This window comes from Candidatus Micrarchaeum sp. (assembly GCF_016806735.1).
Lineage (GTDB): Archaea > Micrarchaeota > Micrarchaeia > Micrarchaeales > Micrarchaeaceae > Micrarchaeum_A > Micrarchaeum_A acidiphilum_A.
Genome location: NZ_CP060530.1, coordinates 312,221 through 329,475 on the forward strand (window position 1 = coordinate 312,221; position 17,255 = coordinate 329,475).

At 44.1% G+C, this 17,255-nt stretch carries 19 protein-coding genes and 4 tRNA genes; 12 read left to right on the top strand and 11 right to left on the bottom strand.

The genetic code is table 11. From position 1 onward, the window contains the following. The first annotated feature begins 15 nt into the window (after nt 1–15). Nucleotides 16–231, top strand: coding sequence for a hypothetical protein (locus Micr_RS01690; protein WP_203134933.1), 216 nt, complete (start codon nt 16–18; stop codon nt 229–231). A gap of 9 nt (nt 232–240) precedes the next feature. Further along, a complete protein-coding gene (locus tag Micr_RS01695; protein WP_203134934.1) occupies nt 241–420 on the top strand; it encodes a hypothetical protein in 180 nt (59 codons plus the stop codon). A 5-nt stretch (nt 421–425) separates the two neighbouring features. Here Micr_RS01695 and Micr_RS01700 read toward each other — a convergent pair. The 4 genes from Micr_RS01700 to Micr_RS01715 all read right to left on the bottom strand — a co-directional run bounded on the left by Micr_RS01700 (nt 426) and on the right by Micr_RS01715 (nt 3,550). Next, a tRNA-Met gene (locus Micr_RS01700) sits at nt 426–544 on the bottom strand. 60 nt (nt 545–604) lie between these two features. Beyond that, entirely contained in the window at nt 605–1,876 is a 1,272-nt protein-coding gene (locus tag Micr_RS01705; RefSeq protein ID WP_203134935.1) for an amidohydrolase family protein, read from the bottom strand. Then, the gene (locus Micr_RS01710; protein ID WP_203134936.1) at nt 1,873–3,462 is read right to left on the bottom strand and encodes a dipeptidyl-peptidase 3 family protein; all 1,590 of its coding nucleotides are present in this window, start codon (nt 3,460–3,462) and stop codon (nt 1,873–1,875) included. The genes Micr_RS01705 and Micr_RS01710 overlap by 4 nt, the downstream gene beginning before the upstream one ends. Before the next feature lie 15 nt (nt 3,463–3,477). Then, a tRNA-Gly gene (locus Micr_RS01715) sits at nt 3,478–3,550 on the bottom strand. 136 nt (nt 3,551–3,686) lie between these two features. Here Micr_RS01715 and Micr_RS01720 point away from each other — a divergent pair. Genes Micr_RS01720 through Micr_RS01735 form a run of 4 tightly spaced genes read left to right on the top strand, consistent with a single transcriptional unit; the run spans nt 3,687 to nt 7,108 of the window. Beyond that, the gene (locus Micr_RS01720; RefSeq protein WP_203134937.1) at nt 3,687–4,136 is read left to right on the top strand and encodes a CoxG family protein; all 450 of its coding nucleotides are present in this window, start codon (nt 3,687–3,689) and stop codon (nt 4,134–4,136) included. Between the two features lies 1 nt (nt 4,137). Continuing rightward, nucleotides 4,138–5,358 carry an acyl-CoA dehydrogenase family protein gene (locus Micr_RS01725; protein WP_203134938.1) on the top strand — a complete coding sequence of 407 codons (1,221 nt, stop codon included), beginning with the start codon at nt 4,138–4,140 and terminating at the stop codon, nt 5,356–5,358. Between the two features lies 1 nt (nt 5,359). Further along, a complete protein-coding gene (locus tag Micr_RS01730; RefSeq protein WP_203134939.1) occupies nt 5,360–5,869 on the top strand; it encodes a gamma carbonic anhydrase family protein in 510 nt (169 codons plus the stop codon). 18 nt (nt 5,870–5,887) lie between these two features. Continuing rightward, nucleotides 5,888–7,108 carry an acyl-CoA dehydrogenase family protein gene (locus Micr_RS01735; RefSeq protein WP_203134940.1) on the top strand — a complete coding sequence of 407 codons (1,221 nt, stop codon included), beginning with the start codon at nt 5,888–5,890 and terminating at the stop codon, nt 7,106–7,108. Between the two features lie 2 nt (nt 7,109–7,110). On the opposite strand, the gene pyrD is transcribed toward Micr_RS01735, so the two are convergent. Beyond that, nucleotides 7,111–8,157, bottom strand: a complete 1,047-nt coding sequence (gene pyrD / locus Micr_RS01740; protein ID WP_203134941.1) for a dihydroorotate dehydrogenase (quinone) — start codon at nt 8,155–8,157, stop codon at nt 7,111–7,113. 79 nt (nt 8,158–8,236) lie between these two features. Between pyrD and Micr_RS01745 the strand changes: the two genes are divergently transcribed. The 6 genes from Micr_RS01745 to dcd all read left to right on the top strand — a co-directional run bounded on the left by Micr_RS01745 (nt 8,237) and on the right by dcd (nt 13,236). After that, complete coding sequence (locus Micr_RS01745) at nt 8,237–9,004, top strand: enoyl-CoA hydratase/isomerase family protein (protein WP_203134942.1); 768 nt, start codon at nt 8,237–8,239, stop codon at nt 9,002–9,004. Nucleotides 9,005–9,006: 2 nt separating this feature from the next. Continuing rightward, complete coding sequence (locus Micr_RS01750) at nt 9,007–10,230, top strand: thiolase family protein (protein ID WP_203134943.1); 1,224 nt, start codon at nt 9,007–9,009, stop codon at nt 10,228–10,230. Next, nucleotides 10,231–11,073: a 3-hydroxyacyl-CoA dehydrogenase family protein gene (locus Micr_RS01755; RefSeq protein ID WP_203134944.1), complete on the top strand. Its 843-nt coding sequence runs from the start codon at nt 10,231–10,233 to the stop codon at nt 11,071–11,073. It begins immediately after the preceding gene. Nucleotides 11,074–11,196: 123 nt separating this feature from the next. Then, a complete protein-coding gene (locus Micr_RS01760; protein ID WP_203134945.1) occupies nt 11,197–11,496 on the top strand; it encodes an antibiotic biosynthesis monooxygenase family protein in 300 nt (99 codons plus the stop codon). A 2-nt stretch (nt 11,497–11,498) separates the two neighbouring features. After that, nucleotides 11,499–12,716, top strand: coding sequence for a hypothetical protein (locus Micr_RS01765; protein ID WP_203134946.1), 1,218 nt, complete (start codon nt 11,499–11,501; stop codon nt 12,714–12,716). A 4-nt stretch (nt 12,717–12,720) separates the two neighbouring features. Then, nucleotides 12,721–13,236 (top strand): dCTP deaminase, encoded by a 516-nt coding sequence (gene dcd, locus Micr_RS01770; RefSeq protein WP_203134947.1) that lies wholly within the window; start codon nt 12,721–12,723, stop codon nt 13,234–13,236. Nucleotides 13,237–13,245: 9 nt separating this feature from the next. Here dcd and Micr_RS01775 read toward each other — a convergent pair whose 3' ends face one another. The 6 genes from Micr_RS01775 to Micr_RS01800 all read right to left on the bottom strand — a co-directional run bounded on the left by Micr_RS01775 (nt 13,246) and on the right by Micr_RS01800 (nt 17,255). After that, nucleotides 13,246–14,289 carry a S66 family peptidase gene (locus Micr_RS01775; RefSeq protein ID WP_203134948.1) on the bottom strand — a complete coding sequence of 348 codons (1,044 nt, stop codon included), beginning with the start codon at nt 14,287–14,289 and terminating at the stop codon, nt 13,246–13,248. Nucleotides 14,290–14,367: 78 nt separating this feature from the next. Beyond that, nucleotides 14,368–14,439 (bottom strand) — tRNA-Val (locus Micr_RS01780). 101 nt (nt 14,440–14,540) lie between these two features. Beyond that, complete coding sequence (locus Micr_RS01785; protein ID WP_203134949.1) at nt 14,541–15,674, bottom strand: dCTP deaminase domain-containing protein; 1,134 nt, start codon at nt 15,672–15,674, stop codon at nt 14,541–14,543. A gap of 132 nt (nt 15,675–15,806) precedes the next feature. Beyond that, nucleotides 15,807–15,881: transfer RNA gene (locus tag Micr_RS01790), tRNA-Glu, on the bottom strand. A gap of 45 nt (nt 15,882–15,926) precedes the next feature. Further along, complete coding sequence (locus Micr_RS01795) at nt 15,927–16,691, bottom strand: hypothetical protein (protein ID WP_203134950.1); 765 nt, start codon at nt 16,689–16,691, stop codon at nt 15,927–15,929. Between the two features lie 51 nt (nt 16,692–16,742). Next, a complete protein-coding gene (locus Micr_RS01800) occupies nt 16,743–17,255 on the bottom strand; it encodes a DUF460 domain-containing protein (RefSeq protein WP_203134951.1) in 513 nt (170 codons plus the stop codon).

The window sequence follows — 17,255 nt, forward strand, 5'->3', positions numbered from 1 at the left end:
ATGTCAAGCGATAATATGGATGAAAAAGAAAGCGAACTGATGCACGGCATGGTCAACTGCTACAACACATGCCACGAAGATTTCGAGCATACCGTACATATGGTGGCTGCAGCACGCATGCTCACCGAAGAAAAAGTAAAGTCCGTGCTTAAAAAGATAAAAGCAGAATCAGGAAATTCCAAGGAATACCTTTCCCTGCGTTCCAAGCTGCCTGAAGATTTTCCAATATGAATGGTTTACATGGTAATATATGATTCTAATTTCGGCGCATATATGTGCGAGCTGTGCATGCTGCACTATGAAACCGAGGAGCTCGCAAAAAAGTGCGAGGCTTGGGACAGGCTCCACGATTCATGCAATCTTGCCATAGCGAGCAGGAGCATAGAGGCCATTTCAAGAAGGGAATCGCTGAACAAATAAAGATTTGGCGGGGGTGGGGTTTGAACCCACGGCCTCTAGATTTCTCGTCATCGCAATAATTGCTCATCACTCATAATGCTATGCATATGAGTCTAGCGCTCTAACCAGGCTGAGCTACTCCGCCACAGAGATAAAAGCACACTAAATACCCAAACAATATATAAATTACTTTTGCAACCTGCTTCTAATTTTCCGGCAAGTGCTCCGAAATGTATTTCGAAGCCTTCTTTATAACCCTGGCAGTATTTTCATCAAAGCCGTCCCTGTAAAGCAGCTTTCCTCGGACTATAGTTGCTGCCACATTCGATGGATTTGCAGAATATACTACATCATTTACAAGATCGTTTCCTGTCATATTTACTGATTTCCTTAAAAGTACAATATCCGCTTTGGATCCCTCCTTTATCCCATAATTCCTGTTTCCATAAAGGAAATTTGCAGCATTCAGCGTTGCAAATCCAAATGCCTCTTTTGCCGTTATTGCGCTTGGATTGTTAAGTCTGGCGCATTGCAGCAGCGTTCCGTATTTCATCTCTTCAAAAAGATTCAGTGAGTTGTTGCTGGCAACACTATCCGTCCCAAAAGTTATCCTTGCCCCGTTTTTGCTCATTTCATATATTGGTGGGATTCCGGAGCCCAGCTTCATGTTGCTTGTCGGATTGTATGATACTGCTCCGGAATTTGCTATGATTTTAATCTCCTTTTTATTCAGCCATACGCAATGGACTGCCAGAAGCTTTTTGTTCATGAAGCCGTTTTTGTACATCCATTCGACTGGGCTAATCCCATACTTTTTCCTGTGTTCATCAACTTCGAATTTCGTTTCCGCTATGTGCATTGTCACATTCTTGCCATATTTTTCTGCCAATTCATATGCGGATTTTATTGTGCCCTTGGATGCTGCATAAACACCCTGTATTGAAATCATCGGATTAACGCCAATGTGCTTTTCGTTTCTTATGAAACGCTCGGCATTGGAAATTGGATCTCCCTTCTGCGTGGTTTTGTCTTTGTCAAGTATAACCCAGGCCAAATTCCCCTGATAACTCATATCTCCTACTGCTTTGGCTACTGCATCTTCGCCGTAATAGAAGTCCACAAAGTCAGTGATCCCGTTACTTATCATCTCCGCAATGCCTAAAATCGCTGAACTGTATATCATTTCAGGGCTGTTCTTCGCATCGAATTTGGAAGTTTTATCTAGGAAATCTCCAAGGCTGAGGCCGTCAGTCATTCCCCTGAGCGGGTTCATGGCTATGTGAGCGTGCGTGTTTATTAATCCAGGGATTGCCGCTAGTCCTTCGCTTTTTGCGTTTATTACGGTTTCTGCCTTCTCCTCGACTTTTCCTATTTTGCTTATAACGCCATCTTTGATGAGTATGTCGGCATGGACCTCTTGCATATCCTCGCGCAGCACCTTTGCTCCCTTTATCAATATGCTTTCCTTCTCCATCATTTTACCTTTTTGCGTATCGGCATAATTTCTATGGGCAGGTCTTCTATGGATTTGTAGGTGTTTTCAAGCTCCTTCGGATAATAACAATATTTTTCAGTAAGCCTTTTCGCCCTTTCATAATCTCCGGAAGCTTCTATTGTATTGAGTTCCTTTACCAGCTTCATTATTGCGTTTTCTATTCCAGCCATTTCTATACCGAATCTTCCTGTATTTTGGTCGTAAGATATACCTCCGTTCTCCTTCAAATAATTGTATTCTATGGCTTGCCCCATTGCGTGTGCCTCTTTGAGGCCCATTCGCATTCCCCTGAGCAGGTTTGTCGTAAAATAACTGACATAAAACTCTTTCATATCTATGCCTTCCATCATTCCAAATCTGTTAAAATGCATTGCGCAGTAAACTCCAGTTACATCTGCCCGTGCCTCTTCTATGTGCGAAAAAAGCTCCTTCAACCTGATGGCGACTGGCTCGAATCCATTCTTTGTTTCAACCTCACTCGCGCCCAATCCGTGTGAAAGCTCATGGAACAATACAAAGTATAATGCCGCATCTTGGGACAGGAATTTCATCAGCGACGTATCGAGAATTTTGCCTGCTATGGGTTTTGAGAGGCGCTCAAATTTCATAGCTATTATATTTTTCATGAGTACCTTTTTGGATCCATGCACTGCCCTTACTTTTTCATCGTTTGGGAGATTGAATGCAGAAGTGACGAAACCCGCATTCGCTTCCCCTCCAAAGTATATCTCGTTGACAACAACTATTGGAGAGCGCGATTGGTCCTTTCGCTTGAATTTTAGCCCGTCTTCAATAGGTATTGTTGCGTCTATTTCGTCAAGATGCAGTGCAAACGATTTGAGCTTGTCCGTTTCCTTACTTTCCAAAATGCTAACATAGGATTCAAAAAATCCCTTGTAGCCGAATTTTCTGTCCTCGTACGTTTCATAAGGCCCTATAGTTGGCTCTATCCTGCTATCAAGCGCAAGCCAGAGCTCCTGCTGCCTGGAATAATCGTTTGATATAAGCGCTTCTGAGGTCGCTTTTAAATAAGCCCTAAGGGATTGGTTGTCAGCAGCCATTGCAGCCTCTTCAAGGAGCAACGAGGCCTCCTTAAGCTTGCTTCTATATTCTTCAGAATAAGCAACGGCTTCTAGCTTCCCTTGTTTTCTTCTTATTGCAGTATAATAGCTTCTTGCAGAATCCGCATCTATTGTCCCATCGGCTATGGCACTTTCAAGCTCCTGCTGGGTAAGTCCCTCAGGATATACGCCAATATCGCTGCACACTCCGGTTCCGCTTACAAAAGGCTTTAGGTTGTCCAATACATTCCACGGGGATTTGTTGAAATAAACAAAATCTAACTTTTCGGTTTCGTTTTTGGCTTCTAGCTCCTTTACAATGTCCAGAGTGGTAGGGCATATCTGTTCCATAAATACATTATCCAATATGTCCGATACCTTCTCAAGTATCCCAACTACTTTGGCCTCCGAATCGGTCAAGTCAGGTTTGCTTTCAAGCAGCTCAAAAAAAGACAGCTTTGCCAAGCCCGCTTTAATTGCCTCATCATCAAATACGTATTTAGACATCAGATTACCGTAAAGTGCGACCGCCGGGATTTGAACCCGGGCCTCTGCCTTGGCAAGGCAACGTCCTACCAGGCTAGACTACGATCGCAGTGAAAAAAGCATATCTATTTCATGAGCTAATAATTTAACCCTTTTGATGCTGCTGTGCTCTCAGGGGAACATATCCCTAATAAGATAAAAGAGCGATGCGGAAAGGCTATTAAGTTTTTTAGGCAAGGGTAATTATGCAGACCGAATTCAGCGGAACTATTGATCTTGACGCTGCCCCTGATAAAGTAAAAGAGCTGATTTCGAATACCGAACTAGTGGCTTCGTGCATACCTGATTCTAAGGATTTCAAGAAGCTGGACGCTACCCATTTCTCAATAACAGTAAATGTCGGAATAAGCATGGTCAGGGGGCCTTTCAAGCTCTCGGGCATCACCGAATCCATGGCAGACTATGTGCAATATTCGATAAGCGGAAAGGGGCTTGGCAGCGAGGTTGGCATAACAATAAAGCTTAGCGTTGCAGGCACAGGGCCATCGGCCTCAAGGGTAACATGGAGCGCGACTGCGGAATTCAAGGGCATAATAAGCGGGGTAAGCGAGCCCATAATAAGGAAGATAACAGACGAGAAGGTTGAGGAGATAGCCTCAAACCTAAAAGCAAAGCTTGGAAACAGGGTAGTTTGACATGGAAAAAACATTCAGCAGATCAATAAAAGACGTAGAGTCGATGCGCAGTTTCAGCGATGAGGAGATGCACGTATTGAAAGAAGCTGACTCTGCAGCCGAGGAGCTCGTAATGCCTGAATACGAGCACTACATGAATCACGAGTTTGATCCGGAAGGGCCTAAAGTGTTGGCCAAACACAACCTCATAGGCATACCGATAAAAAAAGAGTATGGGGGCCTTGGGATGGAGCCAATAATCTCCACGCTGGTAAAGGAAAGACTAGGTCAGCTCGGTATGGGTCTTTCAAGCTTTATGAACGTGCAGGTATTCCTATGTGCACAAACAATTCAGAGGTGGGGCACTGAAGGGCAGAAAAAGGAGCACCTTCCAAAAAATGTCAAGGGCGAGAAGGTGTATGCATTCGGTTTGACAGAGCCCGAGGCTGGCAGCGATCCGGCATCTTTGAAAACCGAATACAAAAAATCAGGCTCAGCCTATGTTATAAACGGTACAAAATACCTGATATCAAACGGCACTATAGCGGATTATATAATAGTCTTCGCAAGGTCGGCTGAAAATAATCGCGAAATAAGTGCATTCATTGTCGACGCGCATTCCGAAGGCGTCTCGCGTACCGAGCTGAAGGAAAAGATAGGTCTTTTTACGTCAGACACAGGTATGATCGATTTTTCCGATGTCAAGGTCACAGAATCTTCAGTTTTGGGGCCAATAGGCAAAGGCATGAATGTTGCGTACTCGGCACTTCTAAACGCAAGGCTCGGCGTAGCTGCCGGATGTGTTGGAGTCATAGAAGGTTCTCTTAACGCTTCAATCAAAAGGGCCAAAGAGCGCGTCCAGCACGGCAAAGAAATAGGGAAACACCAGCTGATTCAGCAGCACATTTCCGCAATGCGCCAAAACCTTGAGATGGCACGCTGGCCAACATATTTCGCTGCGATAAGAAAAGCAGAATATGAAGCAAATCCAGATAACAAAGAACTGATGGAGGAAGTAGAATTAAGGGTTTCATTGGCCAAACGCATAGCATCGCGCCTTGCCTTCGAATCTGCAGACAGGGCAGTGCAGGTCCACGGAGGTTTTGGCTACTCCCTGATGTCACCCGTAGGGCAATTATTCTTGGACAGCAGGGTTGCGCGCATATACGAAGGCACCGATGAGATACAGGACCTGAAAATAGCCTCGGAATTGCTTGGAAAGGACTACGAAGCATATAGGTGATATGGTGGCAATAATACCATTCGAAGGCAAAAAACCGAAAATCGGAAAGGACACATTCATAGCAGAAACGGCAATGTTGATAGGTGACGTTGAGATAGGGAATTCGTCGAGCATATGGTACGGAGCAGTCTTGCGCGGCGACATGCATTATATAAAGATAGGGGATAACGTAAGCGTCCAGGACAATTCGGTCATGCATGGAACTGCAAACAAATTTCCAACAGTAATCGGGAACAATGTCACGATAGGCCATTCTGCAATCATGCACGGATGCAAAATAGGCGATAACTGCTTGATAGGCATGGGCAGCAGGGTTTTGGAAGGTGCAAAAATAGGCAACTGGTGCATAATAGCAGCTGGAGCGGTAGTAACCGAGGGTACAGAGATACCGGACGAAAGCATAGTTATGGGAATTCCAGGGGCAATAAAATCCAAGGTTACCGAATTGCACAAGGAAAGAATAACAAGAAACTGGAAGGCTTATGTTGAGCTTGCAAAGCACTATATGTAAAAATTTTAGGGTAAAGGCATGAATGAGCTGTTTGAAGAGGATGTAAAGTATGCATCAAGCTTTGTCAAACTTTCGGAAGAAGAGCTAAAGGTGCTGGAAGAGGCTGACTCTGCAGCCGAGGAGTTCGTAATGCCTGAATACGAGCACTACATGAATCACGAATTCGATACGGAGGCTGTTCCAATAGCAAAAAAACACGGGCTTTTCGGAATTCCAGTACCTGCAGAATACGGGGGCCTAGGGCTAAGACCAATAATACACTCGCTCGTGCAGATGAGGCTAGGTCAGCTCGGGCTTGGTTTTGCTACGCTCTATGACGTCCAGACTTTTATAGCTGCCAATATAATATCGAGATGGGGAAGCGAAGAACAGAAGCTCAAGCATCTAAAATCAATGGCATCCGGAAATTCCATATTTTCGTTCTGCCTTACCGAGCCCGAGGCTGGCAGCGATCCGAGCATGATGAGCACAACATATGCAAAAGACGGATCAGGATTCACCATAAATGGAACAAAATATCTGATAACCAACGGATCCATATGCGATCACATGATACTTTTTGCGAAATCCGAAAATGGAAAAGAGATTACGTCATTCATAATAAATTCAAAATCCGATGGGTTCAGCGTCGAGGCCGGCTTGAAGGAGAAGATAGGACTATTCACTTCTGACACTGCCATGCTAAATTTCGAGAATGTCCACGTAGAAAAAGATGACATAATCGGAACAGAAGGAAAAGGGCTTCACGTTGCATATTCTGCTCTGTTGAACGGGCGTTTGGGCATAGGTTCTGCATGCATAGGCGTTATAGAAGCGTCTCTTTCAGCCTCATTAAAAAGAGCAAAGGAGCGCGTCCAGCACGGCAAAGAAATAGGGAAACACCAGCTGATTCAGCAGCACATTTCCGCAATGCGCCAGAACTTGGAGATGGCACGCTGGCCTGTGCTGAAGGCTGTAATAGAAAAAGAAGCCTACGACAAAAAGCCTCAAGATGAAGGATTGCTAAAAAACGCAGATATATATTCAGCTCTGGCCAAACGCATAGCATCGCGTCTTGCCTTCGAATCTGCAGACAGGGCAGTGCAGGTCCACGGGGGCTTCGGCTACTCCCTGATGTCACCCGTAGGGCAATTATTCCTGGACAGCAGGGTGGCGCGCATATACGAAGGCACCGATGAGATACAGGACCTGAAAATAGCATCTGACATCCTTGGGCCAGAATATTCGGCATACAAATAAGATTAAATGCTGGCACCTACTGCATCTGCAATGTTTCCATATCCATCTTTTTCAAGCCTGCTTGCTATGCCTTCATTTATTTTTCTTGCAATGGTTGGCCCTTCGAAAATAAAACTAGTATATATTTGTAATAGGCTTGCACCGTTAAGTATGCGTTCATATGCCTCATCTGCACTGTCTATGCCGCCAACCGAAACAAGTATTGTTTGCCCTAAAAATTCGTTTGCCAAAACTTTTAGCATCGCCATGCTCTTTTTTGTTACAGCTCTTCCGCTTATGCCTCCGAAATCCTTTGGGTGCTTCAAAAGCGAATAATCCTTGCTCGTGTTCGTTGCTATTATTCCGTTTGCTCCATTGTCTATTGCCATTGAGCAGACTTCCAACGCGGCTTTTGCATCGATGTCAGGATCTATCTTGAGCAGCATGGGTTTTTTTGTGATAGATTTCGCGGCTCCAAAAAGTTCTTGCACAAAATAAGGGTTTTCCAAATCGCGCAATCCTTTGGTGTTCGGCGAAGAAACGTTAACTTGCAAATAAGTCGCATATTTTTCAAGCTTTCTTACCAAGTAAATATAATCATCAATCGCTTTGCCTAGATCAGTGTCTTTGCTTTTCCCTATGCTTATTCCTATAGGTATCTTTATGTCTGATCTTGATAAATTTGAGGCAATAAAATCAGAGCCTAAATTATTGAATCCCATATTATTCTGAAGCGATTTTTCCTCGGCAAACCTAAACAACCTGGGCTTTTCATTTCCATTTTGTTGGAACTTTGTAACGGTTCCAACTTCTGCATAACCGAACCCGAAGCGATCGATTATGCTTACTATCTGCGCATTTTTGTCAAACCCTGCAGCTAAACCAATTGGATTTGAGAATTCTCCGTCAAAAAGTTTCTGTTTCAGCCTTTCATCATGATATTCCATGCTACCAAAAAGTTTGCGTGCAAGAAATTGGAAACTTTTTTCTTGCATCATGCGAAGAATAATATCGTGCGTCTTTTCCGGATCGAAGTTGAAAAATAATTTTCTAAATAGCCTGTAATCCATGATAAAGGTTGCAATGCGAAGAATTTAAAGAATATTCAAAGCATACTAAATTGGGTGTGTTGGGTTCGAAAGTGGGAATATGGCTAAAATAATAATAAAAAAGGGCTTGTTGACATTGATATCGATAAACAGGCCAGAGAAGCATAACGCACTTGACTCCGAAACGCTAGGTCTGCTTTCTTCTGCTATTATCGAAGCTTCCTCGGACAAAATGTGCAGGGCCATAATAATATCGGGTGCAGGAGGCAAAGCATTCAGCGCAGGTGCGGATGTAAACTATTTATCCGAAATAAGCAGCGCAAGGGACGCCGAAGATGCATTTGACACGTTTTATTCTACATACAAATGCGTATGGGATTCGCCTAAGCCCGTTATTGCAGCCATAAACGGCTACTGCCTTGGCGGTGGCAATGAGCTTGCTATGGCATGCGATTTCAGGATAGCTACCCCAGAATCAACATTCGGGCAGCCGGAAGTCAAACTCGGCATAGTGCCTGGGGGTGGAGCTACTTATAGGTTAGCAACTTTGGTAGGATTGCAAAAGGCCAGAGAGATTATATTCACGGGCAATACAATAAACGCTAAAGAAGCCCTAAGCCTTGGATTAATAGATTCGATAATTAGCAGCGAGCACTTAATAGAGGAAGCCGAAAAGCTTTGCAATGCTATGGCTTCCGCAAGCGGCAAAGCTCTAAGTTCTGCGAAACGGGCCATAAATTACGGTATCGGCTATGACCAGAGCGAAGAGAAGAAATCTTTCATAGAATGCTTTATTTCTGGGGATGCGAAAGAGGGGGTTTCGGCTTTCATCGAGCACAGGAAGCCCAATTTCAACGACGTGGTGTAATAATGGAAGATGCATACATACTGGAAATTCTCAGAAGCCCAGTTGGAAAATTCCTTGGTAGCTTATCAGGGCTTTCGGCAACGGATCTGGCTGTGCAGGTTGTAACCGAATTGGTGCAAAGATCAGGGATAAAAAAAGAGAGCATAGACGGAATAATAGCTGGCAACGTCCTTTCAGCAGGATTGGGTCAAAACCCCGCTAAGCAGGTAATTGTCCATTCCGGATTGCCAAACAGTATACCAACGCTTAACGTAAACATGGTATGCGCTTCAGGCTTAAAAGCAATATCTTTAGCCGCAGAATCTATACAAGCTGGAAACTCTGATATGATCATAGCAGGCGGCATGGAAAGCATGTCAAACGCGCCCCATGCTATAAAAGGATTGAGAAAGTTTAGGAAGCTAGGTTCAATAAGCTTGGAAGAAGCGTACGGCTACTCAAAAACAGCCAGCAGCATAGACTTTGAACTTGAGGACGAGATGATAAAGACGGGGCTGTGGGACTGCTACTCCGATATGCACATGGGGGCAATAGCCGAGAAGATAAGCAAAAAATATTCGATAAGCAGGAAAGAGCAGGATGAATTTGCCCTTGAGAGCCACAGGAAGGCTGCCAGTGCTACAGATTCGGGCATGTTCAAGGACGAGATAGTAAATATAAGGCTCAAAGACGGCAGTGTTATCGATACGGACGAGGGGATACGTAGGGACACGAGCCTGGAAATCCTTTCGAAGCTGAAGCCGGCGTTTGTGGAGAATGGGACTGTTACTGCAGGAAACGCATCGCAGCTAAGTGATGGAGCTGCATTTGCAATAGTAATATCTGGAAAAAAACTCAATGAGCTAAACCTGAAGCCATTGGCTAAAATCGAATCATATGCAGATGCAGGAATCGATCCGCAATGGTATGGGCTTTCACCGAAGGATTCGATGGAACATGCACTTTCAAAATCCGGGCACACTCTTGACGAGATGGACCTGATAGAAATAAACGAGGCATTCTGTGTACAGGTTCTCGGGGTTGTAAAGGATATGGGAATAGATATGAGCAAGCTCAATGTCAATGGAGGTGCCACTGCTCTTGGTCATCCGTTGGGAGCTTCAGGAGCAAAGCTTCTTGCAACTCTGTCCCACGCAATGCAAAAACGCGGCAAGCATTTAGGGATAGTGTCCCTTTGCCACGGGGGAGGCGGCTCATCGTCAATGGTTATAAGCAGGGCGGAATAAATGGGGGAAAAGATTTCTGTAATAGGGCCAGGTACAATGGGTACAGGCATAGCGCAGGCATTTCTACAATCTGGATTTGATGTAGTCCTGGTTGGAAGGAGCGAAGAATCTGCAAAGAAAGGCTTGGATTTGATGAACGCTGGAATATCAAAAGCAATTGCAAAAGGTTCGCTAAAAGAATCGGACCGCAACAATATGCTTTCAAGGTTAAAAGTAACGAATAAGTATGATGCAATTTCAGGTTCTGCGTTGGTAATAGAAGCAGTATCCGAAATATTAGAATCAAAAATAAGCGTGCTAAGGGAATGCGAGAAATACGCAAAGGGATCGCTCATAGCTACGAATACATCATCGATATCGATAACGCTGCTGGCAAACAGCCTTGCAAATCCCGAAATGTTTATCGGAATGCATTTCTTCAATCCGGTACCGGTTATGAAACCCGTGGAGATAATAACTGGAGAGAAAACTTCTCAAAAAGCCACCGAACTCGCATTCAAGTTTTCTGAAATGTGCGACAAGACTCCGATAAAAGTAAAGGATTATCCTGGCTTCGTAGCCAACAGCATACTTATGCCGATGCTAAACGAGGCAATCCTTCTTTTAGAGAAAAATGTAGCTACAAAGGAAGGCATAGATGCTATAGTAAAGCTTGGCCTAAGGCACCCAATGGGCCCACTTGAGCTAGCGGACTTCATAGGGCTTGATGTATGCCTAGACATAACAAATTCAATATATAAGGCTACAAAAGACGAGAAATATAAACCTGAAAGACTTCTTGTAGAAATGGTTGAGCAGAAAAAGCTTGGAAAAAAGATAGGAGAAGGATTCTACAAATACTGATGCTGTAGGAAATATGTCAGCTCGGGCAATGCTATATGCAAAGACATTGTTTACGCCTTCCAGTGAAAGCTAAATACTGGACAAACCTTATAATTGTTTAATAAAAATAAAATCTGTGGTAAAATGATAAATGTAGGGTTGTACTATAAGATAAAGAAAGGTCACGAGCATGAATTCGAATCCAAATTCAAAGATGTCGTCGAATACCTGTCTAAGGGAGAAGGCTTTAGGCTCGCAAAGCTATACAAGGAAGTTTCAGACCCTAGCGAGTACATGATATACAGCGAATGGGACGGGATGGACAGCTTTATGGGGTTTGTCAGAAGCGAAGCGTTCCACAGCGTTACTTCTGCAGCAAAGGATATTGTCGAGGGTCAGCCCCGCCATAGGGTATTCTACGAATCTGAGGATAAAGGTCATTGAGGATGTCATTTTTCAGCAAGGAGCCGAAACAGGTAGACCTGGCATTAGATTCATGCGAGAGCTATCTAAGGGAAAGATTCGAGGCTCTTTCTGGTCCAGTAATAGACAGATGTTCTCCAATATTAGGCAGGCTAGCCTTGGCATTGGACAGTTTCGGAGCTTCTTTAGAAAAGTTCTCCAAAATGGAAAATGATCCTGATGAAGAATTCACTGGCAGGATGAGCATGAGCTTCATAAAAGCGCAGAAGCCGAAATACATAGAGTCATTGAACAACTCCATATCCTCGCTCAACGAAGCCCTCAATTCTATAAAGTATGACACAAAATACGAGGACATAAGGGGAGTGCAAGTAACCTATGCCGATTTCATATCGCGGCTGCTGTCAACAAACGCAAATTTCAAAGGGGTAGTGATGGGTTATTCTGAGGAAATGAAGCTCTTCAAGAAGCCCTTCCAACTGCTGGAGAAAAACCTCAAGGACTTGGAATACGAACTCAATAAATTTGAGCAAGGATTCAGGTCATACATTGCTCTAAGGGACGAAATTGGGAAGGCAATCTCATTGAAGAACGAGCTCTACATATCAACTAACGAGGAAGATAAGCCTGCATCAGATTCAAACCGCGAATCGATAGAAGCCGAAAGGGCGGAAATAGAAAGCAAGCTAAACGCAATAAAAGATTCAATAATAAAGGCCGAAAGTAGGTATAATTCCATGAAATCTGACATAGAACTTGTGCTTAAACCATTGGAGCGCACAGCCAGGAAGTACGACCATTCTAGCTCAAGCAAAACGAGCCTTGCAAGCATAATATCCTCTCCAATCTCAAAAATCGGCAACGAACTCTCATACGCTAGCTTTATTACTATGCTCAAGGACATGGGCGCAAAGGTTTCCGATGGCAGCATAAAAATAGAAAACAGTGCGCAAATACTGGAGCAGATAAACGACGCGATAAATGCAGGGATAGATTCCGCAATCGCCGAAGCCAATTCATCAATGGAACAAAAGGCCGAGCTCGAGCATCAGGAAAAGGATTATGACAACAAGCTATACGAAACAAGGAAAAAAGCAACAACAATAGAATCAGAACGCAGAAGCAGAATGTCTAATCTGGAGCACCAGGCAGAGATAAAGATGCAAATTGAAAATGCCAAGGCAACAATAGAAAAGATGTTCACGCAGTATTATAATGTAAAAGTTCACATAACGGACTGATCATATGGCAGTGCTTGCAAAATCTGAAATAACAAAAATGATAAAATCCGGAGACCTAAATATAACGCCTTTCGAGCTTTCGCAGATAGGCGCAGGGTCTATAGATCTCCACTTAGGTGATGAGTTTCGCATATTTCGCAGCCATAAGGGCATAATTGATGTTTCAGAAGCGATCGAGCACGGTTCGATAAGCGAGCTTGTAAAAGCCGGCAAAAGCGGGATAATACTAAAGCCAGGCCAATTCATAAATGGGATAACAAAAGAATCCATAAAGCTCCCAAAAAACATTTCGGGAAGGATAGAAGGAAGGTCGCGCTTCGCAAGGGTCGGCCTTCTTGTGCACGTAAGCAGCGGTTTTGTACAGCCTGGCAGCGACGGGAGGGTAGTGCTAGAAATAGCCAACCTGTCAAAGGTAAAACTCAGGCTAATTCCAGGAATAAAGATATGCCAGATTATACTGGAAGAAGTGAAAGGCTCCGGAGGCTATTCTGGCAATTATCTGCATCAGCAGCATCCATGAATCAAGAGCTTATGCAACTGATTTTTCCAAGAGCCTGAATCTTTTTTTGTTCGCGTCGACTTCGGCCATCGCACCAATCGGCAGGACGAATTTTGGATCTGTGTGTCCAAAATCCATGTTGGTTACTAATGGAATACTGCCTACTCCAAATTCCAAATCAAGCACAGAGTGTACTTTCTCCTCCATTTTTGCCTTTTCTTCTATCGAATAACCAGATGGTATCGCAATCAACAGTGCGGCTATCTTTTCGAGAATGCCCTGGCTGCCGTAATTTCTTATCCAGTACTTTACGGTATCCGGCAAGGGCTTGTCTTCTGATGTCTCTAGAAACAATATCTTTCCGTTCCAAAAATCCTTTTTAGGCCAGAAGCGCGTACCTTTCATGAATTCTAGCGCGTCTGCGCAGCCTCCGAACAACCTGCCTTTAGCTACGCCTTTTCCCTGCAGCCAGTGCCATCCATCGTTACTGTGCCTTTCCTTTATCTTTCCTATATTGCTCTTTTCAGCCCATTCAGGGTACCCGTCGGACCAAAAAGGGAAGCTGTGATACTCGTATCCCTCTCCGGGCTCGAAAAGCAGGTTCTTCATAATATCCAAAAACGAACCTGGAAATCTTTCCGTTTGTGAAAATCCCGCCATTATCGTAGGCCCGTAATAGGTCATGAGCCCTGTTTTTAAGTGTATGTAATCCAAAAACGTAGTGGAATCCGAAAAGCCCATTATGATCTTTGGATTCTTCCTTATCATTTTCATGTCTAAATAATCCAATATCCTTACCGAATCGTCACCGCCTATGCTTGCGACTATTGCTTTTACCTCTTTGTCGGCAAAAGCTTCGTTTATGTCTTCGGCCCTTTCACGGGGATGCCTGTAAAGGTAATCATTGCTCTTCCTAGCTGTATTATACTCCTTAACTTCAAGCCTGAGGTGCTTTTTTAGCATATCCAGCCCGTGCTCGTATATATGCGGAAACAGTGCCGGAACCCCAGCCGAAGGTGAAACTATGGCTACCGTATCGCCTTCATCAAGCCTTTTAGGTTTTATGATCTGCATTGCATCTTTCAACTATCTATGTGCTGATTATTATTGTTTTCGTGCAATGCCGTACGCTATGATTAAGATAAAAATACGTGGGCCCGCGGAGAATCGAACTCCGTATCTTTCCCGTGTGAGGGGAACGTCTTACCAATCGACTACGGGCCCTTGCATCATTATTATCTTACACAAAATTATTATGCCATTCGTGCTTTATCCTCTTGCAATTGAGTGTATAAATTGCCATTTCTCAAGCCAACAGTATGAGCCTAAATGTGGGAATCAGGTGCACCATTCTGGTAATGACTTTCCAATCCATCACTTCCGTACGGCCTTTCTACTCCCTCGGGAAAGAAAAACACGCTGCCGTATCCGAGCACGTCTCCAGGCTTTATTGTCTTTCCATCTCTATAATACGTCTTAGGTTGTCTAGAGAAACCGCCGCTATATCCTGGATCTATCCACCCATCCCATTTCAAGGCCAGAAGTGAATCGCTTTTTCCCATTTCTATGGCTCTTCTGTTCGCAAAGAAGCTTTTGAACAGATATTCGCTGTGGAATACAATTCCTATGTGTTTGGATAGGTGTAGGCTTTCAACAGTATCTACGTCTATCAACTCTCCTGGTTTCATCCTGTAAGGAAGCTCTACTTCTTCGTAAAATTCAGACATTTTGGGTTTTGAGGAGAAATCCACAAATCCGGAATATTTGAGTACTCGTGCCCGCTTTCCGGCATGCACTGCTACAAGTCCCTTATAAATGCTTAGGTTGGGCTCAACGCTGAAATATCCGTTGGACGAGAGCGACCTGAGTTCCGAATTAGACGTTACTTCATAGCCGTGGTCAATATCTAAATGCCTCTTATAACCTTCTTTGCTGGCATTCGGTGTCAAGTAGATATTTGGGTCGTCAAGCGCTTCTCTTGAAGGCGAATCAAAAAACAGCATCAACTGCGCTATTCTATCCCCTTTCCTGAGCTTTATGCCCATGTCAGAGTAATTCACAATTTCAATGGCCATTCCGTAGCCGCCTATATTTTTTGCGTTGGATGCATATGTGGCGCTTATCCATGGTATGAGGTTATAGCAGCCCAAGCGCCTCATGCTTGATCTTAGTTCCACGAAAGGCATCAGCAAATCATCAAGCACTATAGAATTTGTGGTCTTTACATCGCTTTCGTACTTTGGCTTTAAGACATCATCCAAATCCGAGATATGTTCGTTGAATTTTCCATTGGCTATATAAACAGGCTCGTCATCCATTATTCTGTCAAATTTAAGGTCTATGCTAGCAGGCTGTCTCTGCTTGCCTTCAAGCTCTGGATCAAGCCTAAGCATTCCAGCTGTCTCTGCTTCTCTTATGCCTCTGTCCGTCAGCAGGTTCCTCTGAAATTTGTGCGGCATAAGAACCATTCCCAAATCTCTAATATAAATAGGTTTGCAACTTGTAGAAATCATTAAGAAGCTTCAGAAACAGCCTATTCTGCGAAATTTATTTCCCTTTTCGAACCCGCGCTTGCCGGCGAAAATGCCAGGTGCTCCCGCCGGGATTTGAACCCGAGTTTCAGACTTGAGAGGCCTGCGTCCTTGACCGGACTAGACGACGGGAGCGCATAATGGTTTCTGTGCTTCAGATTATTAATATTTGTTGTTTTGCTACTTCCTCATTATGCTTGAGCGCTTGGACATGTATGGCGCTGAAACGGATTCTATGACGCTGTCCACTGGGAAGCCGCTTTTGTCCCCTATATCGCACATTTCGGCTATAAGATCAAGCTTCTTGGCCTCTACCATCTCGTAATCCTTCATAAGGCCATGGATGTTGCTCATTATGCCATCTATCTCGTATATGCTTTTGTTGAGCCTTTCCAAGCTTTCGGTATTGTTCCCTATGGCTGAGGAATTCCTGAAAAGCTCAACGCTCACTGCCGATTTCATCGCATGCTTTATTGCCATGAAGGATTTTCTGTGAAGGCCAGCAAGTATGCTGAAGGAGGCCTTTCCTATCGGCACTCCGTTCTCTGCAAACATGGACGGAAGCAGTATCAGGTTATTTGACGGTTCTATGGTCCTGCCATAACTGTCGCTCATGCACGACGACATGAAGGTTTCCCTATCTGCTTTGCTTGCTCCATAAAAAAGATTAACGTACGCTATGGATGCGAGCCTTAGCTCCTTATAAAGCACTTCAGGCTCCAAATTCACGTCAGTATGAAGCAGATCCGAAACATTGTTTAGCCTTGAGATGTACTGTCTTATCCTCTTGAGCCTTGTCGAGTTGCCCTGGTTTTTCGCAAATACACTTTCTGCATATTTCAGCGCTACCTGCATTGCCATCAATATGGATTTTACTGAATTCAGGTTCGACATGTTTGCTAGTCTTATAACCGTTGAAGTGGAATGCCTGGTACTTCTCTTCAAACGCGTATTCCTAGGTCTGTAAATCCTTCTGGTCGTGACCAATCAATCGCCTTAGCCCCAGATGTTCCTGTTCGAGAGCCTTCCCGGGTTTTTGTTCTCTATTGCTTCGCTTATTGAATATTTCTTGATTACTTTTGCAAGCACTTCGTCTATGTCTTCCGCTTTTTTCTCCTCTGCCTTGTGCTTCGCCTGTTTAAGCTTATTAGCATAATAATTATAAGCCTTTATCGCTGCCACGTAAGCATCCCTCTCATGCGGATCCTTTATCAATCTCTCGTGCGCCGCCTGCCTTTTCTCCTCAAGCATTATGTTGTCCTTAGGCATGAAGAGCACGGAGTTGAAAACGGAGTTTATCCTCCTTATCATTTCGCCCCTTGTCTTCTTGTCGCTCGCTATGACGCTAGGCACGCCCACCTTTCTTATGCTGCTTATTATCCAAGCCTCTCCGCCGCTTTTCATATGAGCGGAATATACGAGCCTTCCGTCGAGCCTTAGGCATGAAACTGCGACGGTTTTGCCCGTATCCACACCAACTATTATGTGAACCAAACAATTTGCCCTCAT

Coding starts and splice junctions, on each gene's coding strand:
- Micr_RS01690 (WP_203134933.1), top strand. CDS start 16: ATGGATGAAAAAGAAAGCGAACTGATGCACGGCATGGTCAACTGCTAC.
- Micr_RS01695 (WP_203134934.1), top strand. CDS start 241: ATGGTAATATATGATTCTAATTTCGGCGCATATATGTGCGAGCTGTGC.
- Micr_RS01705 (WP_203134935.1), bottom strand. CDS start 1,876: ATGATGGAGAAGGAAAGCATATTGATAAAGGGAGCAAAGGTGCTGCGC.
- Micr_RS01710 (WP_203134936.1), bottom strand. CDS start 3,462: ATGTCTAAATACGTATTTGATGATGAGGCAATTAAAGCGGGCTTGGCA.
- Micr_RS01720 (WP_203134937.1), top strand. CDS start 3,687: ATGCAGACCGAATTCAGCGGAACTATTGATCTTGACGCTGCCCCTGAT.
- Micr_RS01725 (WP_203134938.1), top strand. CDS start 4,138: ATGGAAAAAACATTCAGCAGATCAATAAAAGACGTAGAGTCGATGCGC.
- Micr_RS01730 (WP_203134939.1), top strand. CDS start 5,360: ATGGTGGCAATAATACCATTCGAAGGCAAAAAACCGAAAATCGGAAAG.
- Micr_RS01735 (WP_203134940.1), top strand. CDS start 5,888: ATGAATGAGCTGTTTGAAGAGGATGTAAAGTATGCATCAAGCTTTGTC.
- pyrD (WP_203134941.1), bottom strand. CDS start 8,157: ATGGATTACAGGCTATTTAGAAAATTATTTTTCAACTTCGATCCGGAA.
- Micr_RS01745 (WP_203134942.1), top strand. CDS start 8,237: ATGGCTAAAATAATAATAAAAAAGGGCTTGTTGACATTGATATCGATA.
- Micr_RS01750 (WP_203134943.1), top strand. CDS start 9,007: ATGGAAGATGCATACATACTGGAAATTCTCAGAAGCCCAGTTGGAAAA.
- Micr_RS01755 (WP_203134944.1), top strand. CDS start 10,231: ATGGGGGAAAAGATTTCTGTAATAGGGCCAGGTACAATGGGTACAGGC.
- Micr_RS01760 (WP_203134945.1), top strand. CDS start 11,197: ATGATAAATGTAGGGTTGTACTATAAGATAAAGAAAGGTCACGAGCAT.
- Micr_RS01765 (WP_203134946.1), top strand. CDS start 11,499: ATGTCATTTTTCAGCAAGGAGCCGAAACAGGTAGACCTGGCATTAGAT.
- dcd (WP_203134947.1), top strand. CDS start 12,721: ATGGCAGTGCTTGCAAAATCTGAAATAACAAAAATGATAAAATCCGGA.
- Micr_RS01775 (WP_203134948.1), bottom strand. CDS start 14,289: ATGCAGATCATAAAACCTAAAAGGCTTGATGAAGGCGATACGGTAGCC.
- Micr_RS01785 (WP_203134949.1), bottom strand. CDS start 15,674: ATGCCGCACAAATTTCAGAGGAACCTGCTGACGGACAGAGGCATAAGA.
- Micr_RS01800 (WP_203134951.1), bottom strand. CDS start 17,255: ATGAGGGCAAATTGTTTGGTTCACATAATAGTTGGTGTGGATACGGGC.